The sequence below is a fragment of the Planomonospora corallina genome (assembly GCF_042650625.1).
Classification (GTDB): Bacteria; Actinomycetota; Actinomycetes; order Streptosporangiales; family Streptosporangiaceae; genus Planomonospora_B; species Planomonospora_B corallina.
This window is the reverse complement of the sequence record NZ_JBHSBM010000010.1, coordinates 196,434-212,611: the sequence shown is the minus strand read 5'-3', so window position 1 is coordinate 212,611 and position 16,178 is coordinate 196,434. Positions and strand designations below refer to the sequence as shown.

Genomic DNA, 16,178 nt, shown 5'->3' with positions numbered 1-16,178 from the left:
CCCCCCCCCCGCCCGGCTTTTCCGCGGCGTTTCCCGGAAAATCCCCCGCGGCGTTTCCCGGGAAAACACATGTCCCGGAGCCGGAGAGATCCCAGGACGCCCGGCGGCCGGACCGGGCGCGAAGGGCCGGAGGTCCGCGCGCACGCGGGCCCGCAGGTCCCGGAAAACGCCCCCGGAAACAGCCGGTCGATGGTCCCGGGGATTTCCGGTGCCCGCGGCGCGCCCTGCGGTTCGCACGCCTGAAAAGCCGTCCGAATCGCTGGGGCCGCGGCCGGGATCATATTCCGGACGGCTCGCCCCGGCCTCGTTCCGCGCTTCCGGTCATGCCCCGGCCGGCGCTCCCGGATTTCCGTTGTCCGCTCCACCGGAAAACGGCACCCGACACGGACCGGAACCGCCGTCCGTCATTCCGTTCCCTCCCCGGCCGCCTCCGGCCCGCGGACCCGGACGCTCCATGAGGGCCGCTCGTTGAGCAGCCGGACGTCCGTGTCCGTGATCCGCCGCTGCGCGGCCGCCATCTCCGCCAGTTCCTGGGAGGTGAGCACGTCGGCGACGTCGTCGAACCCGTCGGGCGCCCGCTCGGCGACCATCGCGATGGTCTTCTCCATCGGCAGCTCGCGGTGGGCGAGCACGAGCTCGCCGGTGGCCGGCCGGCGCTCCGCCTCGTAGGCGGCCAGCCCGGAGGCCGGGTCGGCGGCCGCGGCCAGTTCCCTGGCCAGCACCCGGGCGTCCAGTACGGCCTGCGAACCGCCGTTGGCGCCCACCGGGTACATCGGGTGCGCGGCGTCCCCGACCAGGGTGACCCGGCCCCTCCCCCACCACGGGAGGGGGTCGCGGTCCACCATGGGGTACTCCAGGATCCGCTCCGTGGCGGCGATGAGGGCGGGCACGTCCAGGTAGGGGAAGCGCCAGCCTTCGAAGTGCGGGAGCACATCCTGGTGGCGTCCCGGGCGGGACCAGTCGGCGCCCGCGACGGGACCGGGCGCGCCGGTCATCACCTCGGCCACCCAGTTGGTCAGCAGCCGGCCTCCGGCCCGCCGCCCGATGGGGTAGACCACGAACTTGGCCGAGAGGTTGGAGCCCGCGACGATCTGCGTGGCCCCGTCGAGGAAGGGCTCGCCCTCCGTGACGCCCCGCCACATCCGGATGCCGCTCCACAGCAGCGGCCCGCCGGTGGGGTGCAGCCTCGCCCGCACCGCCGAGTGGATGCCGTCCGCGCCCACGAGCACGTCGGCCCGCTCCCGCCGCGCCCGGCCGGTCCGCACGTCGCGCAGCACGGCGGTGACGCCGGTGCCGTCCTGGGTGAAGTCCTCCAGCGCCAGCCCGGTCATGACCGCGTCCTCGCCCAGGCGCTCGCGCACCGCGGCCAGGAGCGTCATCTGCAGCTCGCCCCGGTGCACCGCGTACTGGGGCCAGGCGTACCCGGCGAGACTCCCCCGGGGCAGCGGCAGGATCACCCCGCCGAACCTGTCGGTGAAGGTCAGGTAGTTCATCGGGACGCCGAGGGCGGCCAGTTCCCCGCCCAGCCCGAGCTCGGTCAGCTCGCGCACCGCGTGGGGCTGCAGGTTGATGCCGACGCCGAGCGGGCGCGGCTCCGCCACCGACTCGGCGACCGTGCAGCCGATGCCCGCGGCATGCAGGCTCAGCGCGGTGGACAGTCCCGCGATGCCGCCGCCGGCGATCAGCACACGCATGACCAGCGGAGTTTCATCCACCCTCCCGGACCACGCAAGAGGAGAAGACCGGCACACCACCCAGCGGCGATCTCCGCGAAAAGGACGGCAGGACCGTAGCACACGGACCGATCGATATGGAAATACCTATCCCTGCCGGATCTTCACCCCTTAGAGCGCATAACGGATTTCATTCAGCGCGGCCCGTGCCGAGCGGAGGCGGAGAAGGACGCATTCGGCGGAGAATGGCTCGCCCGCCCCTGTGCCACCGCACCGTCGCCGGCGGGAATCCCCCGGAGGAAAACCGTGCCCCGCCGGACGGCCCCGCCGCCCTCCGGCGCCTCCCCCGCCGTCCGGCCAGGTCATGGCCTCTCCGGGTACGGCCCGCGGGGCCGCCCGCGCACCGGCCCGGGCGGCCCCGCCGCTCCTGAACAACGGTTCAAAACGGCGCCGCCCGCCGTACCGCGGCACCCGGAGCGTCCGGAGCGTTCCGCCCCACCGGCTCTCCCGCCGGCGCCGGACCGGAAAACGACCGGACCGGCGGAGGCATTTCCCCAGCGGACGGAGAAAACCCTCGCCCTCTCCGGTCCGGGGACGGCTCCGGGCTGCCTCCGCCGAATACGGGGACCGCCCGGGAAACGACCCCGCCGAAGGTCGCGGCTGTACATGAGTTCCGGTCCTGCTGATCTCACATGTCGCGGGCCGCGCTCCGGCGGACGCCTCCGGCCGCCGCGCTAGGCGGGAGGGTAGGGCGCCGTGTGGCCCTGCCGGGCGTCGTAGGCCTGCGGCCAGGGGTGCTGCTCCTGCGGGCCGTACCCCGGCATGGGCGCGGGGCCCTGCGGGAGATGCGGCGGCGGGGCGGCGGGCGGGAGGGGACGGGCGGAGCGGTCCGGCCGGCGCTCGGCGGCGCCGCACGCGGCACCGCCGATCATCAGCCCGATGCCGCCGAGGGTGAAGATGTGCGCCCGCTGCATCTCCACGGGGTCCTCGTCGTCGGCCATGGATCCGCCCACCCCGAGGGCGAGCAGGATGCAGCCGAAGGTGAGGAAGAGGACACGGCCGATGCTCATGGAGCGGAAGTGTAGAGGAACCCTTTACTATCCGCCGGAGAAGGTCAGATCCGACATCCAGGACGTACGGGTGCGGACCTCGGGCCCGCACCCGTACGTCAGACCCGGAGGGTGAGAACGTGCTCGACCAGGGTGATCAGGGTCGACTTCACCGCCTCGCGGGAGCGGGCGTCGGTCCGCACGATGGGGATGCTCGGCGCGAGCGTCAGCGCCTCGCGCACCTCCTCCTCGCCGTGCGGGTGGGCTCCGCCGAAGCCGTTCAGCGCGACGACGAAGGGCAGCCCGGCCTCCTCGAAGTAGTCGATCGCCGGGAAGCTGTCGGCCAGGCGCCGGGTGTCGACCAGCACCACCGCGCCGATCGCGCCCTTGACGAGGTCGTCCCACATGAACCAGAACCGGTGCTGCCCGGGCGTGCCGAACAGGTACAGGATCAGGTCCCGGTCCAGGGAGACCCGGCCGAAGTCCATCGCCACCGTGGTGGTCTGCTTCGTCGGGGTGTGCGACAGGTCGTCGACCCCCGCACTGGCCTCCGTCATGACCGCCTCCGTGGTCAGCGGCATGATCTCGGAGACCGCGCCGACGAAGGTCGTCTTGCCGACACCGAAGCCGCCGGCGACGACGATCTTCGTCGACGTCATCCCGGCGTCAGAGCCTGCGAAGCCCACTGAGCACCCTTTCAAGCAAGTTGAGATCCGGCTTTCCGGCATTCAGCGACGGCTGGTGGATCTGCACCAGGCCCTCGGCCGACATGTCCGCGATCAGCACCCGAGTCACACCCAGCGGCATGCGCAGCAGAGCCGAGATCTCGGCAACCGAGCGCACCTGGCGGCACATCGAGATGATCGCCTGACACTCTGTGGAGAGCATGGAGGGATCCACACTCGGAGCGGTCGCCGAGGAGACCAGCGCCTCGAGGGCGAGCTGCGTCCGGGGAGCGGTCCTTCCCCCGGTCACAGCGTACGGACGGATCAGACGATTCCGCCCGCTCTTGGCCTGAGGCGGCGGCTCGTTCATCGGATGCTATCCCTCCTTGTCACTTGTTGTCCTGCCGTTGCGCGCGTGACGGCCGCCTATCTCTGGAACGCCTGTCCCTCCGCGCGCACGGCCTGGAGCTCCGCGCGCAGCGCCGGGGTCAGGGCCTTGCCCGCGCGCTCCACCAGGCGCGTCATCTCGTAGGCCACCAGGCCCATGTCGCAGTCGGGCGCGGCCAGCACGGCGAGCGCCGAGCCGTCGCTGATCGACATGGTCAGCAGCAGGCCCCGCTGCATCTCGATGACCGTCTGGATGACCGGCCCGCCCTCGAAGACCCGGGCGGCGCCCTGGGTGAGGCTGATCAGGCCGGCCGTGATGGCGGCGAGCTGGTCCGCGCGGTCCTTCGGGAAGCCCTGCGAGTAGGCCAGCGGGAGACCGTCCGTCGAGACGATCACCGCATGGGCCACTCCCGGCATCTCCCGGACGAACTCGGTGATCAGCCAATTGAAGCCGCGCGCGGCCTGACTGAGCTGCTGGTTCACTGCTTCTCTCCCTCGGCGGCGTTGGACCGCTCGTTCATCTCAGCGCGGCCCTGCCGTACGCCTTGCTGGAAACTGGACAGACGACTGCGCACCCGCTCGGCCGAGATCGGGGGCATCGGGGAGGCCGGCGCCGCGGGCGCGGACGGGGCCGAGCCGGGCACCAGGTTCGCCTTGGGCACCCGCCTGGGCAGACCCGCGCCGGTCAGACCGCCCTCGGCCGGCTTCTTCGCCGCCTCCGCCGCGGCCCACCCCTGGTCGGCGGAGGCACCGGCCCAGGACTCTCCGCGGGCGGACGGCGCGGCCGGAGATGATCCGGGCCCGCCGGCCCCGGCGTCGCCTCCGGCACCGCCCCCGGCGTCGCTCCCGGTATCGCCCCCGGTGCTTCCCTCGACGTCCTCGGGCGTGCTCCGGCGGAACCAGTCGGAGCCCACCGCCTCGAAGATCGGCAGGAACTCCCCGGGCTCCGGCTCGGTCGCCGACACCCCGACCGCGGGCATCGTCTGGGTGCTCTCCCCCGGATCGGGCCGGTGCTGCCACGGGCCGGCCTGCGACGTCTCCGGCCAGGACGGGGCGGGCGGCCGGGCGGCCGACGCGGGCGGCACGGACGGCACCGACGGCCGGGCCGGTTGCGCGGGCGGCGCGGGCGGCCGGGCGGGCGGCTGGGCCGGCGGCGTCACCGGTCCGGCGGGAGCCTTCGGCGCCGGCGTCGGCGTGAGGGGGGAAGCCCACAGGCTCTCCACCTCCGAGGCGGACACCACCGGCTTCGACCACAGGTCGGCCACGCTGGGCGGCGGTCCGGCGGGAGCCTCCGGAGCCGGGCCCGGAGCCGGGCCGGCGACCGGCCGCGGCGCGGGCGGAGCGCCGAACGGCGTGTCGTCCAGCGGGGGCATGCCGAAGGGCGGCCGGTCCTGCCGGCGGGCGGCGGGCGGGGCGTCGGCCGGGCTCGGCGTGGCCGCGGGCCCCTCCACGGACATCGACTCGAACCCGCTGGAGGACAGGTCGAACGAGGGGTGCCCGGGGCCGAAGGTCCCGGGTCCGGCGGCGGCGCCGACGGGCGCCGCGAACGGGTCGCGGCGCAGTCCGGGGGCGAACGGGTCCGCCTCGGGCAGCGCGCCGCGGGACGGGGCGGCCGCTCCGGCGGCGGCCAGGGCGGCCGGGCCGGGCCGGACCGCGGCGTCCGCCACCACCTGGGCCGGGAGCAGGACCACGGCGCTGAGACCGCCGGTCTCGGGGCGGCGGAGCTGGACGCGGATGCCGTGCCGCTGGGCCAGGCGGGCGACCACGAACAGGCCCATCCTGCGGGAGACCGAGAGGTCCACCGTGGGCGGCTCGGCCAGGCGGAGGTTGGCCTCCGCCAGCTCCTCGTCGCTCATGCCGATGCCCGAGTCGGTGACCGCCAGGACGACGCTGCCCATCTCGTTGGCGTTGCTGGTCACCGTGACCTTGGTGTCCTGCGGCGAGAAGAAGATCGCGTTCTCGACGAGCTCGGCGACCAGGTGGACGATGTCGTTGACCGCCTGGCCGATGACCGTCGTGCCGGACTCGACCCGGAGCACCACCCGCTCGTAGTTCTCGACCTCCGAGAGCGAGGCGCGCACGACGTCGCCGAGCGGGACCGGCTCGCTCCAGCGGCGGGCCTGCTCCTGGCCGGCGAGGACCAGGAGGTTCTCGGAGTTGCGGCGCATGCGGGTGGCCAGGTGGTCGAGCTTGAAGAGGCTGGACAGCCGGTCGGCGTCCTCCTCGCCCTGCTCCAGGTCGTCGATGAGGTCGATCTGGCGCTCCACCAGCGACTGGGTGCGCCGGGAGAGGTTGACGAACATCGCGTTGACGCTGGCCCGGAGCCGGGCCTCCTCGCCCGCCAGCCGGATGGCCTCGCGGTGGACCTCGTCGAAGGCCCGGGCCACCTCGCCGATCTCGTCGCGGGAGGCCACTCCGATGGAGGGCACCTGGACGTCCGGGGCCGTCTCGCCGCTCTCGCGCAGCACGCGGACCGTCTCGGGCAGCCTGCTCCCGGCCACCTCGAGCGCCTCGCTGCGCAGCCTGCGCAGCGGGACGACCAGCGTGCCCGCCACCCAGGCGGTGATGAGCAGGATCAGCACGAGCAGGACGAGGATCGCGCCGCCGGAGAGCAGGGCGTTGCGGTACTCGGCGCTCTCCAGCTCCTGGCTGCGGGCGACCACCGAGGCGGTCATGTCCTTCTCGAGGGTCCGCATGCCGTCCACGATCGCGCTGGTGGAGTCGTACCAGGCGCGGATGCCCACGGTGCCCAGCGGCCTGTTCTCCCGGACCCGGGCCATGACCAGGGCTCGGATGGCGTCGGCCTCGTCGACCTCGGGACCGCTGACCAGCGCGCGGTAGCGCCTGCGCTGCTCCGCGCTCGCGATCGCCTGGAAGTTGAAGATCTCGCTGCTCTGGCTGCGGTAGGCGCCCAGGAAGTTGGCCTGGTCGTCGAAGTCGAAGCCGCCCTCGATCCGGGCGACGAGGAGGATGCCCCGCTGCCGGGCCATCTGCTCCTTGGCGCGGGAGAGCGCTCCCATGGCCAGCGTGTCGCCGACCAGGCGCTCGTCACCGCCGCCGCGGCTGAGGTCGTCGTGGAGGGTGATGAAGTCGGAGATCATCCTCGAGTACATCTCGAGGACCGCGCGCGGCAGGACGCTCCCGTCGGTGGTGAGCTTGCGCAGGCCGGGCAGGCCTCGCAGCCAGCGGCTGACCTGGGCGGCCTCGGTCCGCACACCGGCCGTCTGGTCCCCGCCGATGCCGTCGATCGCCTCCGCCACCCCGGCGGCGGCCCGGTCGACGGCCTGGCGCTGCTCCTTGACCTGGTTGAGGCGGGCGGGGCGGCGCCGGTCGGCGACGTACCAGGCGGTGAGGTCGCGCTCGGTGGCCATCTCGTGGGAGAAGGTGGCGAGCCGCTCGACGAGCGTGGCGATCTCGGACATCCGCCGGTACTCGGTCGCGGTGGAGAGCGCGGTGGTGAGCTGGAGTCCGGCCAGCAGTACGGCCGCCGCCGTGGGGAGAAGGATCAGCGCGACCAGGCGGGGGCGCACGCGCCAGTTCGCCGGCATGAGCCGGCCGAGCGTTCCCACCGTCCGGCGGCTCCGGCGGTCTTGTTTCATCACTGGCCTAGGTAACCCCTCGCCGAGTAAGGAAGCGGCGCAAACAATTTGAGCACATCCTTTATGTTCCTACGAATGGCATAGCGACTGATATATCCCTACAAAAGGGACATTCGGGCTGTAATTGCTGTGTATTTTCAGGCGGGCCGGAAAGAATCCTTCGCCTCCGGAGCCTGATGCTTGATCATGAGGTGGCGGGTCACCGAGTACTCCTGGACCGCCTCCTGGCTCATGTCCTTGCCGAAGCCGCTGCCCTTGACCCCGCCGTGCGGCGCCTCGGAGGCGATGGGCAGGTGGTCGTTGATCCAGGTCACCCCGGCGTCGAGCCGGTGCGAGACGCGCAGCGCGCGGGCGACGTCCCGGGACCAGACCGAGGAGGCCAGGCCGTAGACGGTGTCGTTGGCCAGCCGTACCGCCTCGTCCTCGCCGTCGAACGGCAGCGCCACCAGCACCGGGCCGAAGAGCTCGCCCTGGACGATCTCGCTGTCCTGCCGGGCCCCGGCGACCAGCGTCGGCGGGTAGTAGGAGCCGGGCCCCTCCAGCGGCGCGCCGCCGCAGAGGACGGACGCCCCGGCGGCGGCCGCGCGCTCGACGAAGCCGTGCACGCGCTCCCGGTGCCGCGCGGAGACCAGCGGGCCGATGTCGGTGGCCGGGTCCCAGGGGTCGCCCACCCTGATCGCCTCCAGCGTCCCGCGGAGCGCCTCGACGGCCTCGCCGTAGACCTCCCGGGCGATGTAGACGCGGGTGGCCGCCGTGCAGTCCTGGCCGGTGTTGTACGTCGCGCCCATCGCCACGCCGCGGGCCATCTCGGCCAGGTCGGCGTCGCCGAAGACCAGGGCCGGGGCCTTGCCGCCGAGCTCCAGGTGGACCCGCTTCAGCGAGCCGGCCGCGCCGCGCATGACGGCGCGGCCGGTCTCGGTGGAGCCGGTGACGCTCACCATGTCCACGCCCGGGTCGCCCACCAGCGCCTCGCCGACCTCCGCGTCGCCGAGCACGACCTGGAGCAGCCCGTCGGGGCCGCCCGCCCGCGCCAGCAGCTCCGCCAGGCGGAGCGTGGTGCCCGGCGTCCGCGGAGCGGGCTTGATCACCACCGCGTTGCCCGCGGCGAGCGCCGGGCCGGCCTTCCAGACCGCCATGACGAGCGGGAAGTTCCACGGCGTGATCGAGGCGACGACGCCGACCGGGCGGCGGACCAGCACCGAGGTGTAGCCGGCGCTGAGCACCCCCGCCCCGGTGCCCTCCAGGGAGCGCGCCGCCCCGGCGAAGAAGCGGAGGTTGTCGACCGCGAAGGGCAGCTCGCCGTCGCGGAACACCGCCGCGGGCTTGCCCGTCTCGGCCACCTCCAGCCGGGTCAGCTCCTCGGCGTCGGCCTCCACGAGGTCCGCCAGGCGCAGCAGCACCCTGGCCCGCTCGGCCGGAGTCGCCGCGCTCCACTCCGCGAAGGCCGCCCGCGCACGCCGTACGGCCCGCGCCACCTCCTCGAGGCCGGTGTCGGCCACCTCGGACAGGACCTCACCGGTCGCCGGATTGATCAACTCGCGCATGGGACTTCCCTGCTGTCGTTCTCGTCGGGCGCTCCGGCGTCAGGCCCCGGAGGCGCCGGCCTGCTCGATCAGGTCGGCGGCGCGGCGCAGGCCGTCGCGGCGGCGGATCTCCTCGCCGGCGGCGGCGAGCTTCCCGCGCAGGGCGGTGTCGCCCAGCAGCCGCTCCACCGCGCCGGTCAGCTCGGAGTCCGCGAAGCCGTAGGTGGACAGGCGCACGCCGTAGCCCAGCTCGTGGATGCGCTGGGCGTTGTCGTACTGGTCCCAGAAGAGGGGCAGCAGGATCATCGGCTTGCCGAAGTGCAGCGCCTCGGTGACGGTGTTGTTGCCGCCGTGCGTGATGACCAGGTCCACCAGCGGGAGGATCTTGGTCTGCGGCAGGAACTCCGCGCCCCACATGTTGTCCGCGAGCTTGATCTCCTCGTGGAGCGGGCCCTTGGAGACGATGTAGCGGTGCGGGGTGGTGCCCAGCACGTCGATCACCCGCTGCATGAGCTCCACGTCGGCGGAGCCGAGCGAGCCGAGCGAGAAGTAGACCAGCGAGCCTTCGCCGTCCTCGAGCTCCGCCGGGAGCTCGAACGCCTCGTCGGTCTCGCGGACGGAAGAGTCGAGGCGGTGCCAGGCCGGCCCCAGCGGGCGGGCGTCGGTGTAGTCGGCGATCTCGGGGAAGACGTAGAGGTTCAGGTCGCCCTCGTGGATGAAGTCCAGGTCCGGCAGGGCCGGGGCGCCCTGCTCGACGACCCACTCGTTGAAGGCGCTCCACAGCTCGCGGTGGGTCCGCTCGTACTCGGCGCGGAAGGCGTCCCACTCGGAGCGGTCGCCGGCGGGCAGGCCGGAGAAGACCGGGGCCACGTTCTCGCCGCGGACCTCCAGCGGGTTGCAGGAGACGATGCGCACGAACGGCCTGCCCGCGGTGACGAGGGCGGGGAAGGCGATGACGTTGTCCTCGACGATGACGTCCGGCCGGACCCGCTCGATGATCTCCTTGAGCCGCGGCTCGCAGTACTTGGCGCCGTCGATGAGCGCCTCCCAGATCGGCTTGGTCACCGTCTCCAGCTGCTCGGCGGTCGTCTTGCGGTACTCCGGCGCGGTGTCGCGGATGAAGTCCTTCCAGAACTGCCCGGCGTCCTGCTCCTCCTCGGCCGGCGGCGCGAGGTCGACCAGGTCCTCCTCGAAGCCGAGCGCCTCCAGCTTGCCCTTCCAGGAGGCCTCGGCGGCGAAGACCACCCGGTGGCCGCGCCTGCGGAGAATGTCGCCGATGCCGATGCAGTTGTTCGTCGGCCCGTAGGCGCTCTCCGGCATGAACAGGATCGTAAGAGACATCGAGTCCTCCAAGATCAGGGGGGGCGGAAAATGGTGAATACTTATTCAAAACATGATCTAGTAAAACCGCCGGGCAGCGGTCACTATGGACCCCGGCACAGATCATGAACCTGGATGAACGGGGAGATATGGCGCGTAAGAGCAGGTCGGACAGGCGGGTGGACCTCATCGACGCGGCACGCCGGGCGATCATCAGGCACGGCACCGACGGCGTGGGACTCAACCACGTCGCCGAGGAGGCGGGCCTGACCTCCGGGGCCGTGCTCTACCACTACCCCAACCTCGGCGAGCTGCTGGTCGACGCCCACCACGCCGGGATGGAGCGCTTCTACGAGCTGCGGCTCAAGCGGATCAGCGGCATGCGCGACCCCGCCGAGAAGCTCGTGGTGACCATCCGCTCCGGCCTGCCGCACGGCCCCGACGACCCGGACGTGCGCCTGCTCAACGAGCTCGGCGGCGCCGCCTCCCGCAACCGGATGTACGCCCTGCTGCTCACCACGCTCTACGACCGGCAGGTCGCGATGTACCAGAGCATCCTGGAGACCGGGAGCGCCCTGGGGACCTTCACCCTGGCCGGCGACTCCCTCGTCATCGCGCGCAACCTCGTCGCGCTCGAGGACGCGTACGGTTACCGCATAACGGCCCGCCACCCGGTGATCGGGCCGGAGGAGGCGGCGGAGCTGATCCTGGCCTACGCCCGGACGGCCACGGGCAACGACCTGAAGACGTCTCATTGAGGCACCAGCACCCCGTCCTCGGGGGCCCAGGACAGCGCCACCCGCGCGCCCGGCCGCGCCGGGGTGGCGCCCTGGACCGCCGCCAGGACCGGCTCGGCGCGGCCGGGCACGGTCACCGCGACGTGTGAGACCCCGCCGTAGAAGCTCACGTCCGCCACCTCGCCGCGGAGCACGCCGCCCCCGGCCAGGCCCGGGGTGTCGGCCACCGCCTCCGCGGGCGACAGCCGCACCCGCTCCGGCCGTACGGCCAGCAGCGCGGAGGTCCCGTCGGGCATGTCCGAGGAGCCGGGCAGCACGCCGAGCCCGTCGGCGGCCAGCCCCACCGCGCAGGCCCGGCCGCCGAAGAGGTTGTTCTCCCCCACGAAGCCCGCCACGAAGGGCGTGCGCGGCCGTGTGTAGAGCGCCACCGGCTCGTCCACCTGCTCCAGGCGGCCCGCGTTGAGGACCGCGATCCGGTCGGCCAGCGACATGGCCTCCTCCTGGTCGTGGGTGACCACGACGAAGGTGATGCCGACCTCGTGCTGGAGCCGCTTGAGCTCCAGCTGCATCTCCGCCCGCACCTTCTTGTCCAGCGCGGACAGCGGCTCGTCGAGCAGGAGCAGGCGCGGCCGCTTGACGATCGCGCGGGCCAGCGCGACGCGCTGGCGCTGACCGCCGGAGAGCTGGTGCGGCCTGCGCCCGGCCGTCGCGGACAGGCCCACCTTCTCCAGCACCTCGCCGACCCGGCTCCTGACCTCCGCCTTCGGCAGCTTCTCCCGCTCCAGCCCGTAGGCGACGTTCTTCGCCACGGTCAGGTGCGGGAAGAGCGCGTACGACTGGAACATCAGGTTGACCGGGCGCCGGTGCGCGGGCCGGCCGAGCAGGTCGGCCCCGTCCAGGGTCACGGCCCCGGCGTCCGGCGACTCGAACCCGGCCAGGATCCGCAGCAGCGTGGTCTTGCCGCAGCCGCTGGGGCCGAGCAGCGCGAAGAACTCCCCCTGGCGGATCTCCAGGGAGACGTCCGCCAGCGCCGTGACGTCACCGAAACGGCGGCTGACACCGGTGATCTGCAGCATCAGGAAAAGGACTCCGTCAGTCGGGTCATCCGCTGGGCCGCGATCACCACGCTGAAGCTCACCGCGAGCAGCACGGTCGCCAGCGCGTTGATCTCCGGGGTGACCCCGAAGCGGACCATTGAGTAGATGACGATGGGCAGGGTCGGCTCGGTCGGCGCCGAGGTGAAGAACGCGATGACGAACTCGTCGACGGAGAGCGTGAACGCCAGCAGCGCTCCCGCGGCGATGCCCGGCGCGAGCTGGGGCAGGGTGATCCGGAGGAACGTGGCCGCCGGGGTCGCGCCCAGGTCGCGGGAGGCCTCCTCCAGCGAGGTGTCGGCGCCCGCCAGCCGGGTGCGGACCACCGCGGCCACGAACGCCATGCCGAAGACCGCGTGCGCCAGCATCACCGAGTGCAGGCCGAGGCTCAGCCGGATCCAGACGTAGAACAGCAGCAGGCCGATGCCGAGCACCAGGTCCGGCAGGACCGCCGGGAGCACGCCGATCGCGTCCAGCACCCGCGACCGGCTGTGCCGGGCCAGGCCGACGGCCAGCAGCGTGCCGAGCACCGTGGACAGCGCGGTGCTGCCCGCGGCCACGATCAGCGTGTTGACCAGGCCCTGCCGGATCTCGGCGTTGCCGGCGAGCTCGCCGTACCACTTCAGGCTGAAGCCCTCGAAGGAGTACGGCGAGCCGCCGGCGTTGAACGACATGGCGACCAGCACCACGATCGGCGCGTACAGGAAGACGTAGGTCAGCCAGAAGGGGACGTAGAGCAGTCGGGGCTTACGCACGGCGGGCGCTCCATGCCTGCACCAGCAGCAGCACGACCAGCACGGCCAGCAGCGCCAGCGTCAGCGTGGCCCCGAAGGGCCAGTCGCGCGCCTTGAGGAACTGGTCCCTGATCAGGTTGCCGACCATGATCGAACGGCCGCCGCCGAGCAGCTCGGGGATGATGAAGTTGCCGAAGCACGGCACGAAGACGAACAGGCAGCCGGTGGCCACGCCCGGCATGGTCAGCGGGAGCGTCACCAAGAAGAAGGTGCGCGCCGGCCCGGCGCCCAGGTCGGTGGAGGCTTCGCGGAGCTGCGGATCGAGCTTCTCGATCGCGGCGTAGAGCGGGAGCACCATCAGCGGCAGGTAGGAGTAGACCAGGCCGGTGACGATCGCGCCCTCGTGGTAGAGCAGCTCGAAGGGCCCCAGCCCCGCCGTCTCCAGCGCGCCGTTGACCAGGCCGGGACCGCTGAGCAGCACGATCCAGGCGTAGATGCGGACCAGGAAGTTCGTCCAGAACGGCAGCACGATCGCGACCAGCGCGACCGTCTTCCACCGGCGCGGCAGGCGCGTGATCAGGTACGCCGTGGGGTAGCCGGCCAGCAGGGCGATCACCGTGGAGATCGTGGCCAGCTTCAGCGACGAGAGCACGACGTCCAGGTAGAGCGGGTCCAGCAGCCGGGTGAAGTTCTCCCCGGTGACCTCGTGGACGACCCCGCCGAAGCGCCCCCGGCGGAAGACCGTGTAGCTGAGCAGCAGCGCCAGCGGGATCAGCAGGAACGCGACCAGGTAGGCCAGGCCGGGCGCCAGGAACACCAGCCGCCCCGGCCCGCGCGACCGGCGCGACCGCGCTGTCGCGGCCGCGCCGGGGACGACGGTGGAGGGGGTCACTGCTGGGCCGCGACCTCGGTCGCCAGGCGGGTGAACTTGGTGGAGTCCTCACCCAGGTCGATGATCGACTCACCCTGGAGCAGGTCCGCCGGGGTCATCTGCAGCGGCGTGTTCTGGGCCTTCAGCTCGGCGTCGACGATGTCCATCGCGGCCTTGTTCGGCACCTTGTACAGGATGTTCTCCGCGGCCCAGCCGTGCACCTTCGGGTCGAGGATGTAGTTGATGAAGGCGTGCGCGGCCTCCTTGTTCTTGGAGGACTTCAGGATGACCATCGTGTCCACCCAGAGGTCGCTGCCCTCGTCGGGGACCACGAACTTGATGTTCTTCTCGGAGGTCGGGCACCAGCCGTCCCACGCCTCGACCATGACGGCCTCGCCCTTGGTCAGGCGCTGGCCGAAGGTGGTGTCGTCGTAGGCGAGCAGGTTCGGCTTGGCCGCCAGCAGCTTCTCCTTGACCTTGGCCAGCTCCTCGTCGCTGCGGGTGTTGACCGAGTAGCCGAGCGCCTTGAGCGCGGGCAGGGCCAGCCAGCGCTCGGTGGTCATCATGGTGACCTTCTTCTTGGCCTCGGCCGGCGGGTCGAGGATGTCGTTCCAGCTCTTGGGCGGCGTCTTGACCAGGTCCTCCCGGTAGCAGATGCCGGTGGTCCCCCAGGTGTAGGGCACCGAGAAGGTGTTGCCCTTGTCGTAGGAGAGCTCCTTGGCCTCGGGGTAGAGGTTGGCCAGGTTCGGGATCAGCTCGGGGTGAAGGGGCTCCAGCAGGCCGGCCTCGTTGAGGGCCTGGGCGTACTGGCCGGAGACGAAGGCCACGTCGAGGCCGGTGTCGGCGCCCGAGGTGAGCTTGGCCATGGCCGTCTCGTTGGTGTCGTGCAGGGTGATCTTCAGGTCGAAGCCGAGCTTGGCCTTGACCTCCTGGGGCAGCTCCTTGGGCGTGTAGCCGTCCCAGACGGTGACCGTGAGGCTCTGCTTCGTCAGGTCGGCGTTGGGGTCGAGCTGCGCGGTGGAGGCACCGGTGGCCGGGGACGCCGAGGTGTCAGCGGACTCCCCGCCGCACGCCGAGACCGCGAGCGCGAGACCGGCCGCCAGGACGGCGGACGGAAGACGACGGGTGTACCGGGAACGGGACACAGCCGCTACTCCTTCATAATTCAGATGTCTTAGGGCGGTCCGGTCCTTACGGGCATGACAGACCAAAGCAGGAGTGTTGCAGGCAACATCAACTTCAGCAACACTGATCGCATCATCACCACGCATGTAATCGAGTCGTTTATTTGAATTCATGTTCAATATGGGACCGCCTGGACACCGCTCCCCGGGCGGGCGACGGCCGGACCGCCGAACTGCTGGCCGCTCTCACCTGTCACGTTCCCGCACCGTACGGGCTGGAGATCTTCCAGCCGCTCCCCGCCCTGCCGACCGGCAAGGCTGAACGCGGGTTCGACGTGGACCAGACGAACCACTCCGTCGTGGTCGGCGAAACCGTCGTAGTGAAATGGCTCACACCTCCCGCCCGGCTCCCCCAGCCCGCTCCCGAGACGCTCGCCCACCTGTCCGCGGTCGGCTTCACCGCCACGGCCGCGCCGTACGCGGCGCTCTCCCGCGGCGGCGAGCTGCTCGCCCTGGTCACCGCCTACCTGCCGCAGGCGCGGGACGGCTGGGAGTGGTGCGTGGACGACGCCGCCGCCGGCCGTACGGACTTCACCGCCGACCTGGGCGTGCTCGCCGCCGACCTGCACGCCGCCCTGGCCACCCCGTCGGCCGTCCTCCCCGACCCGGTACGGCTCCCGCCCGCCCGCCCGGCCGGCGCGATGGAGCGGGTCCCCGCCCGGTCGCCGGAGGACGGCCCGATCCCCCGCCAGGACGCGCCGGAGACGGTTCCCGGCGCGAGCCATCCGTGGTCCCGGCGCGCCGAGGCCGCGCTCCGCGAGGCGCTGGAGCTGACCGGCGGCGAGGACGGCGCGTGGCTGGCCTCCCGCGCGGGCCTCCTGCGGCGGGACTTCGCCGCCCTTCAGAACCCCGGCCCGGCCCCGCTGATCCGCATCCACGGCGACCTGCACGTCGGCCAGGTCCTGCGCTGGCCCGGCGGCTACGCGGTGGTCGACTTCGACGGCAACCCGACGGTCTCCGACACCGAGCGCTTCCAGCCCGCCGCCCGCGACCTCGCCCAGCTGCTCACCAGCCTGGAGCACGCCGGGCAGGTCGCGGTCAGGCGCCGGGACGCCGACCCCGCCGCCATCGGGCGCTGGGCCGCCGAGGCCACCCGATCCCTGGCGGACGCCTACACCGCGCGCCTGCGCGAACGCGGCCACGCCCGTCTGCTCGCACCGGGGCTGCTGCGGGCCTTCGCCGCCGAGCAGGAGTGCCGCGAGCTCGTCTACGCCGCCCGCCACCTGCCCCGCTGGCGCTACGCCCCCATGGGCGTGCTCCGCTCGTGGTACCCCTGACCCGCCCCACCACCCGGACGGAGCCCGGGCCGGCGGGACCCGATCCCCTCCCGACCAAGGAGAAC

The 16,178-nt window shown here is 72.3% G+C and carries 14 protein-coding genes; 2 read left to right on the top strand and 12 right to left on the bottom strand.

What is annotated here, in order from left to right:
• Positions 1-404 precede the first annotated feature (404 nt).
• From ACFOWE_RS04590 to ACFOWE_RS04555, 8 genes are all read right to left on the bottom strand, one after another.
• Positions 405-1,694 (bottom strand): flavin-dependent oxidoreductase, encoded by a 1,290-nt coding sequence (locus ACFOWE_RS04590; RefSeq protein ID WP_377285582.1) that lies wholly within the window; start codon positions 1,692-1,694, stop codon positions 405-407.
• Between the two features lie 713 nt (positions 1,695-2,407).
• On the bottom strand, positions 2,408-2,743 hold the full coding sequence (locus ACFOWE_RS04585) for a hypothetical protein (protein ID WP_377285581.1): 336 nt from the start codon (positions 2,741-2,743) through the stop codon (positions 2,408-2,410).
• Between the two features lie 98 nt (positions 2,744-2,841).
• A complete protein-coding gene (locus ACFOWE_RS04580) occupies positions 2,842-3,381 on the bottom strand; it encodes a GTP-binding protein (protein ID WP_377285579.1) in 540 nt (179 codons plus the stop codon).
• Between the two features lie 7 nt (positions 3,382-3,388).
• Complete coding sequence (locus tag ACFOWE_RS04575; RefSeq protein ID WP_377285577.1) at positions 3,389-3,757, bottom strand: DUF742 domain-containing protein; 369 nt, start codon at positions 3,755-3,757, stop codon at positions 3,389-3,391.
• 56 nt (positions 3,758-3,813) lie between these two features.
• Complete coding sequence (locus tag ACFOWE_RS04570) at positions 3,814-4,257, bottom strand: roadblock/LC7 domain-containing protein (protein ID WP_377285576.1); 444 nt, start codon at positions 4,255-4,257, stop codon at positions 3,814-3,816.
• Positions 4,254-7,373: a sensor histidine kinase gene (locus ACFOWE_RS04565; protein WP_377285575.1), complete on the bottom strand. Its 3,120-nt coding sequence runs from the start codon at positions 7,371-7,373 to the stop codon at positions 4,254-4,256. Before ACFOWE_RS04565 ends, ACFOWE_RS04570 begins: the two co-directional genes overlap by 4 nt.
• A gap of 137 nt (positions 7,374-7,510) precedes the next feature.
• Positions 7,511-8,917, bottom strand: coding sequence for an aminobutyraldehyde dehydrogenase (locus ACFOWE_RS04560; protein ID WP_377285574.1), 1,407 nt, complete (start codon positions 8,915-8,917; stop codon positions 7,511-7,513).
• A gap of 39 nt (positions 8,918-8,956) precedes the next feature.
• The gene (locus ACFOWE_RS04555; RefSeq protein ID WP_377285573.1) at positions 8,957-10,237 is read right to left on the bottom strand and encodes a glycosyltransferase; all 1,281 of its coding nucleotides are present in this window, start codon (positions 10,235-10,237) and stop codon (positions 8,957-8,959) included.
• Between the two features lie 128 nt (positions 10,238-10,365).
• Here ACFOWE_RS04555 and ACFOWE_RS04550 point away from each other — a divergent pair, with 128 nt between their 5' ends.
• The gene (locus tag ACFOWE_RS04550; RefSeq protein WP_377285572.1) at positions 10,366-10,974 is read left to right on the top strand and encodes a TetR/AcrR family transcriptional regulator; all 609 of its coding nucleotides are present in this window, start codon (positions 10,366-10,368) and stop codon (positions 10,972-10,974) included.
• Here the strand turns inward: ACFOWE_RS04550 and ACFOWE_RS04545 are convergent.
• Genes ACFOWE_RS04545 through ACFOWE_RS04530 form a run of 4 tightly spaced genes read right to left on the bottom strand, consistent with a single transcriptional unit; the run spans position 10,968 to position 14,797 of the window.
• Positions 10,968-12,029, bottom strand: a complete 1,062-nt coding sequence (locus ACFOWE_RS04545; protein WP_377285570.1) for an ABC transporter ATP-binding protein — start codon at positions 12,027-12,029, stop codon at positions 10,968-10,970. The two genes, ACFOWE_RS04550 and ACFOWE_RS04545, sit on opposite strands and share 7 nt — an antisense overlap.
• Entirely contained in the window at positions 12,029-12,802 is a 774-nt protein-coding gene (locus ACFOWE_RS04540; RefSeq protein ID WP_377285569.1) for an ABC transporter permease, read from the bottom strand. The genes ACFOWE_RS04545 and ACFOWE_RS04540 overlap by 1 nt, the downstream gene beginning before the upstream one ends.
• Positions 12,795-13,673, bottom strand: a complete 879-nt coding sequence (locus ACFOWE_RS04535) for an ABC transporter permease (RefSeq protein WP_377285568.1) — start codon at positions 13,671-13,673, stop codon at positions 12,795-12,797. Before ACFOWE_RS04535 ends, ACFOWE_RS04540 begins: the two co-directional genes overlap by 8 nt.
• Positions 13,670-14,797 carry a polyamine ABC transporter substrate-binding protein gene (locus ACFOWE_RS04530; RefSeq protein ID WP_377285567.1) on the bottom strand — a complete coding sequence of 376 codons (1,128 nt, stop codon included), beginning with the start codon at positions 14,795-14,797 and terminating at the stop codon, positions 13,670-13,672. The genes ACFOWE_RS04535 and ACFOWE_RS04530 overlap by 4 nt, the downstream gene beginning before the upstream one ends.
• A gap of 143 nt (positions 14,798-14,940) precedes the next feature.
• Here ACFOWE_RS04530 and ACFOWE_RS04525 point away from each other — a divergent pair, with 143 nt between their 5' ends.
• Positions 14,941-16,113 carry a hypothetical protein gene (locus ACFOWE_RS04525; RefSeq protein WP_377285565.1) on the top strand — a complete coding sequence of 391 codons (1,173 nt, stop codon included), beginning with the start codon at positions 14,941-14,943 and terminating at the stop codon, positions 16,111-16,113.
• The last annotated feature ends 65 nt before the right edge of the window (positions 16,114-16,178 follow it).